This window comes from Micromonospora sp. NPDC007271, from assembly GCF_040634005.1.
Taxonomy (GTDB): Bacteria; Actinomycetota; Actinomycetes; order Mycobacteriales; family Micromonosporaceae; genus Micromonospora.
The window spans coordinates 1-5109 of the sequence record NZ_JBEYER010000186.1 but is presented as its reverse complement, the minus strand read 5'-3'; the positions used below and the strand labels follow the sequence as shown (position 1 = coordinate 5109).

The following is a 5109-nucleotide window of genomic DNA, read 5'->3' as shown; positions in this document are numbered from 1 at the left end:
TTCCGTTTCCTCCCCGGCCTGAAGGCCGGGGTATCCACGGAAGGAATCTGATGAACCTCTATCCCTCAAGTCCTGGTCTCCACGCTACGAGGGGAACCGGACCCGCCGAGTCCTCGAAGTAGGCAGGGAGATGCTTGCAGCTACAAGATCACAAGGCCGTCTAGCCAGTCCTGTCACGCACGTCCCGAGACTGATCCGTCACGCAGGTCGTGAGACCCGACACCAGCCGAACATGGCCACAGCCAGCCGCCGGCTTCCCGATCGTTCCTTCGGGCTACTGGATGGCGCTGCCAGCTTGCCGCCGAATCTAGGCCATTCGGCGTCGACGAGGATGCACGAGACGCTGGCGCGGTAGCGACCAGTGGAGAGTAGACGGCGGCTGCGCCACACGCTTCCCGGTGGGCTCCAGGCTGCTCGACGGTCCGTGCGCTTCGCTCCGGCCCAAGGACCAAGACGCTTGGGGTGCTGCCGTCAACGCGTGCCGAGAGCTTTCGCCTCTTTATCACCCGACGGCCTGGATCCGGGCAGTCCCAAGGAAGGGCGTAACAGCGAACGCGTGTCCGACGCCGTCCAGATGGGACGGTCATGGAACGTCCTGCTGGGCGGGACGTCGGCCCCGCGGTCCGTCCGGTCTCGACGCGGCGGGCACGCAAACTTGCCGCCGAACTCTTTGCCAGGCACGGGTTTGGCCACGGGCAGGGGCACCAACCTGAAGGGTTCTCAATCTACAATCCATGGGACTGATGGGAGGATTGGGACTCACGTGAACAGCTCGTCGTCGAGACAACCCGCCAAGGTTCCTGTTGGACCCGATCCGAGCCTTCCCCGGCGTAGGCGCTCGGACGCCGCCGATCTGTGCGGGAAACCCCCCGCGTTGAGTTTGCACGAAGGTGCCCGTGGGGCGGCCTAACCAGCGGCGCCGGCACCTGCCTTTGACCGCGGCCAGCGGGTAATTCACGAGGGAGTCCTGGGGATGGACGGCTATTTCGCCACCGCACGTCACGAGCAGCTGCGGGAGGAGGTCAGAGCTTTCGCGGAGGCCGAGGTGCGGCCCCGGGTACCGGAGATGGAGACTTCCCGTGCTGTGGCGCACGAGCTCTCTCGGTTGATCGCCAGGCAGGGTTGGATCGGTGTCACGATCAGCCCGGAGTACGGCGGCATGGGCCTAGGCCACCTGGCGAAGACCATCATTATCGAGGAGCTGGCGCGGGTCAGCGGTGCCATGGGTGCGATGGTGCAGGCCTCGCAGCTCGGTGTGGCCAAGATCGTCCACTTCGGCAGCGACACGCAGAAGAAGACGTGGCTGCCGGCCATAGCGAACGGCGACTGTCTGCCGACCATCGCGGTCACCGAGCCGGAGTCAGGTGGGCACGTCCTCGGTATGGCGGCCAGCGCGGTACGCGACGGCGACGACTACATCCTCACGGGCCGGAAGGTCTTCGTCGGCAACAGCCACGTGGGGGACCTGCACGGAGTTGTGGTCCGAACCGGGCCGGATTCCAAGGGGCTTTCGGCGTTCCTGGTGGAGTCGGACCGGCCGGGCTTTTCGCTGGGTCCGCACCGGCCGGCCATGGGTTTGCACGGCTTCAGTTTCGGCGAGCTTCACTTCGACAACTGCCGGGTTCCTGCGGCCAACTTGCTGGGCGAGGAGGGCGATGGGCTGGCGGTGGCCTACTCGTCCAGCGTTCTCTACGGCCGGCCCAACCTGACGGCTGTCTCGCTGGGCATCCACCAGGCCGTCATGGAGGAGACCGTCGCGTTCGCCGCGGAGCGGCACCGCTACGGCAAGCCGCTGTATGAGTTGCCGTCGATCAAGTTGAAGATCGGGCAGATGCAGTCGCGCCTGATGACCGCCCGTCTGGCCGCGTACCACGCGGTGCATCTGCTCGACCAGGGGCAGCCCTGTGACGCGGAGCTGATGAACGCCAAACTCGTCAATGTCGAGTACGCGCTGGACTCGGCGCGCAACGCGATGGAGGTGCAGGCTGCCAGCGGTCTGTATACGGATCGGCCGCTGGAGCGGTATGTGCGCGACGCTTACCACATCTTCGCTCCGGCCGGAACGTCCGATGTGCAGATGCTCCGGCTGGGCGAGGTGGCGCTGGGGCACTCGAAGGGCCAGTGGTCGCAGCGGCTTGCCGCTGCCGTGACGGCGGCTGCGGATGGGCGCTGACTACTGTCTGCGCCCGTTGCGCTGGTTGATCCGTTCCACCAACTCTTGGGCGAGCGCCTTGATGGTTTCCAGCCCCGGGCGCCCCCAGGGGCGCGGTTCGGTGTCGACCACGCAGATGGTGCCGAGCGTCGCGCCGGTGTGGTCGATCAGTGGTGCCCCGAGGTAGGAGCGGATACCGATCTCGTCGACCACCGGGTTGCCGGCGAATCTTGGGTATTCGCAGACGTCGTCGAGCACCAGTGCCTTGCGGCGGACGACAACGTGGGGGCAGTAGCCGTGGTCGCGGGCCATTACCCGGCCTGGCTCCCCGGCCGCTCGCTCCTGGGGATTGCCCCCCGCCTCCTCTGAGGAGGGGGTGTAGAGCCCTGCGAAGTATTGGCGTTCTTCGCTGATGAAGTTGACCATTGCGTAGGGGGCTCCGGTGACCTGCGCGAGCTTCTTGGCGAACTCGTCGAACTCGGGGTCTGGGCTTTCCCCGATGCCGAGTTCCCGCAGCCGCTGGACCCGTTGCGGGGCCTCGCGATCGTCGGGAGTCATCAGCGGGTGTCTTCCGGTGTCGTTCGTCACGATGAGCTCCGTATCGTCAGGTTGCTGCTGGTTCAGGGTTGGCGGGAGGTGCTGGTGCCCAGCAGATGCTGGACCAGTGCGACCAGTACGGCGGTCGCGGAGCGGTTTTGTCGGGCGTCGCAGAGCACGATCGGGACGTGGGGTTTGAGGTCGAGGGCGGCGCGGACCTCGTCCGGCTCGTAGCGGAAGGATCCGTCGAACTGGTTGACCGCGACGAGGAAGCCGATCTGACGGGATTCGAAGAAGTCCACCGCCGCGAAGCAGTTCTCCAGCCGGCGAGTGTCGGCCAGGACTACCGCGCCGAGAGCGCCGTTACACAGCTCGTCCCACATGAACCAGAAGCGCTCCTGGCCAGGGGTGCCGAAGAGGTAGAGGACGTAGCGGGGGTCGATGGTGATGCGGCCGAAGTCCATCGCCACGGTGGTGGTGGACTTCCGTTCCACCCCGTTCAGGCTGTCGGTCCCGGCGCTGGCAGCGGTCAGGATCTCCTCCGTGGTCAACGGCTCGATCTCGCTGACCGCGCCGACGAAGGTGGTCTTTCCGACGCCGAAGCCGCCCGCGATCAAGACCTTGACCGCAGCGGGGAACAGCTCAGAGTCGCCGTCGTAGGCCATCGAGAATTGCCTCCAGGACAGAAATGTCGGTGGGATCGACGACGGCGCCGGGTGCGCGCGCGGCCACAGCGCCGCAGCCGACGAGATCCGACAGCAGCACCTTGGTGATGGTCGCCGGCAGCTTCATGCGCGCGGCGACCTCCGCGACCGTGATCGGACTGCCACACAGCTTGACCGCCCGGGCATGATCCGGCTCCAGGGCTACGCGGGGCAGCCGGCCGGTGGCGGTCACCATGGACAGCAAATCCAGCTTGATGGTTGGCAGGGTCCGCCCGTTGGCGACCGCGTACAGGGGCACGAGCCGCCCTGCCTCATCATCGAACCAAGTTTCGTCACGCGGATCGGGCATGCTTTCACCGCGGCGTGCTCGGCACGCCCACGGCTCGAGGGGCCGTCGACAGGTACGGCCGGACACTCTTGACCAGCTGTGACATCTCGTATCCCAGCACCCCGGCGTCGGCCCCACGGGCGGCCAGCACGGCGAGCACCGCGTTGGAACCGGCCGCCGAAACGAAAAGCAGGGTCTCGTCGAGTTCCGCGACCACCTGCCGAACCTGCTCGTCGCCTGCGAACCGGTTACCGGCGCTTCGTGCCAGCGAGAAGAGCCCGGAGGCGATCGCGGCCAGGTGGTCCGCGCCGTCGGAATCCAGGCCGTGAACGGCCTTCTTCAATCCATCCGAGGACAACAGCAACGCACTGAGGGTGTGGGGGACCCGTTGTACCAGGCCTGCCAGCAGCCAGCCGAGGTCAGGAGCCTGTCCCGAGGCGACGTCGCTTGGCATGATGATGAGATCCTCCTGCGAGTTGTGGCGCATGGTCAGCTGAAGCCGTCAGTCACGGTCGCGCGGGACCTTTGTCCTCGTCAGCCGCGCTCTCCGCGCGGGTGACCCCCTGCATGAACGAGGCCACCAGGCCAGGGTCGTGCTCGACGGGCGGTTCGTCCGCGCGTGGGGCCGGGACGTTCTGCAGTTGGGGAGCCAGATGCTTCTGCGCCTGGCGCCGGGGCAGTTGCGGGCGGATGTCGTGGGTGGCGCCACCATCGCCTGCCTGGGCAGCCGGCCCGACGGCGGGCGGCGCCGGCGCGGCAGGCGCCACCGACCTCTGCGTTGGCTCCCACCCGCCGGATTGACCGACACCGCCAGGGCGGGCGCTGTGGCCGTTGCTGAAACCCGGCACCTCCGTGTAAGGCGGTGGGACAACACGCGCGGCCTGCGGCGCGGCGGCAGCGACCGCTGATGGGGCTTGCCCAGACAACCCCACTGCCGTCTCCCGGCCCGCCGGCTGGCTCGTCTGCTGCGCCAGCACCTGGGGTCGCGATTGCTTCAATTCCTCCCCGCCGAGCAGCGCGTGCGGCAGGACGACAACGGCCTGGATACCGCCGTAGATGTTGTTCTGCAGCCGCACAGCGATACCGTGCCGGCGCGCGATGGCCGACACCACGAACAGCCCGATCCGACCATCGCTGAGCAACTCCGCGATGTTGACCCGTTCCGGGTCGGACAGAACTCCGTTCACCCGGTCCTGGTCGGCCAGCGACATACCCAGGCCGCGGTCCTCGACCTCCACCGCCAGACCGGCGGCGACGGCCCGGGCGCGCAACATGACGTGCGTGTGTGGTGGCGAGAAGTTGGTCGCGTTCTCCACAAGCTCGGCGACCAAGTGGATGACGTCCGCGACGGCGTGGCCGCGCAAGGTGCCCTCGACCGGTGGGATGAGCTTGACCCGCGAGTACTGCTCGACCTCGGCAATCGCCGA

At 67.3% G+C, this 5109-nt stretch carries 6 protein-coding genes; 1 reads left to right on the top strand and 5 read right to left on the bottom strand.

Going from position 1 to position 5109, the window contains the following annotated elements:
• The first annotated feature begins 973 nt into the window (after positions 1–973).
• On the top strand, positions 974–2173 hold the full coding sequence (locus ABZ570_RS33480) for an acyl-CoA dehydrogenase family protein (RefSeq protein ID WP_358072120.1): 1200 nt from the start codon (positions 974–976) through the stop codon (positions 2171–2173).
• Here ABZ570_RS33480 and ABZ570_RS33475 read toward each other — a convergent pair whose 3' ends face one another.
• From ABZ570_RS33475 to ABZ570_RS33455, 5 genes are all read right to left on the bottom strand, one after another.
• Positions 2174–2740 carry a GAF domain-containing protein gene (locus ABZ570_RS33475; RefSeq protein ID WP_358072118.1) on the bottom strand — a complete coding sequence of 189 codons (567 nt, stop codon included), beginning with the start codon at positions 2738–2740 and terminating at the stop codon, positions 2174–2176.
• A gap of 32 nt (positions 2741–2772) precedes the next feature.
• The gene (locus tag ABZ570_RS33470) at positions 2773–3354 is read right to left on the bottom strand and encodes an ATP/GTP-binding protein (protein WP_358072116.1); all 582 of its coding nucleotides are present in this window, start codon (positions 3352–3354) and stop codon (positions 2773–2775) included.
• Entirely contained in the window at positions 3332–3703 is a 372-nt protein-coding gene (locus tag ABZ570_RS33465) for a DUF742 domain-containing protein (protein WP_358072114.1), read from the bottom strand. Before ABZ570_RS33465 ends, ABZ570_RS33470 begins: the two co-directional genes overlap by 23 nt.
• Positions 3704–3707: 4 nt before the next feature.
• The gene (locus ABZ570_RS33460) at positions 3708–4136 is read right to left on the bottom strand and encodes a roadblock/LC7 domain-containing protein (RefSeq protein ID WP_358072122.1); all 429 of its coding nucleotides are present in this window, start codon (positions 4134–4136) and stop codon (positions 3708–3710) included.
• A 52-nt stretch (positions 4137–4188) separates the two neighbouring features.
• Positions 4189–5109, bottom strand: a 921-nt coding sequence (locus ABZ570_RS33455; protein ID WP_358072112.1) for an ATP-binding protein, incomplete at its 5' end; no start/stop codon positions are given.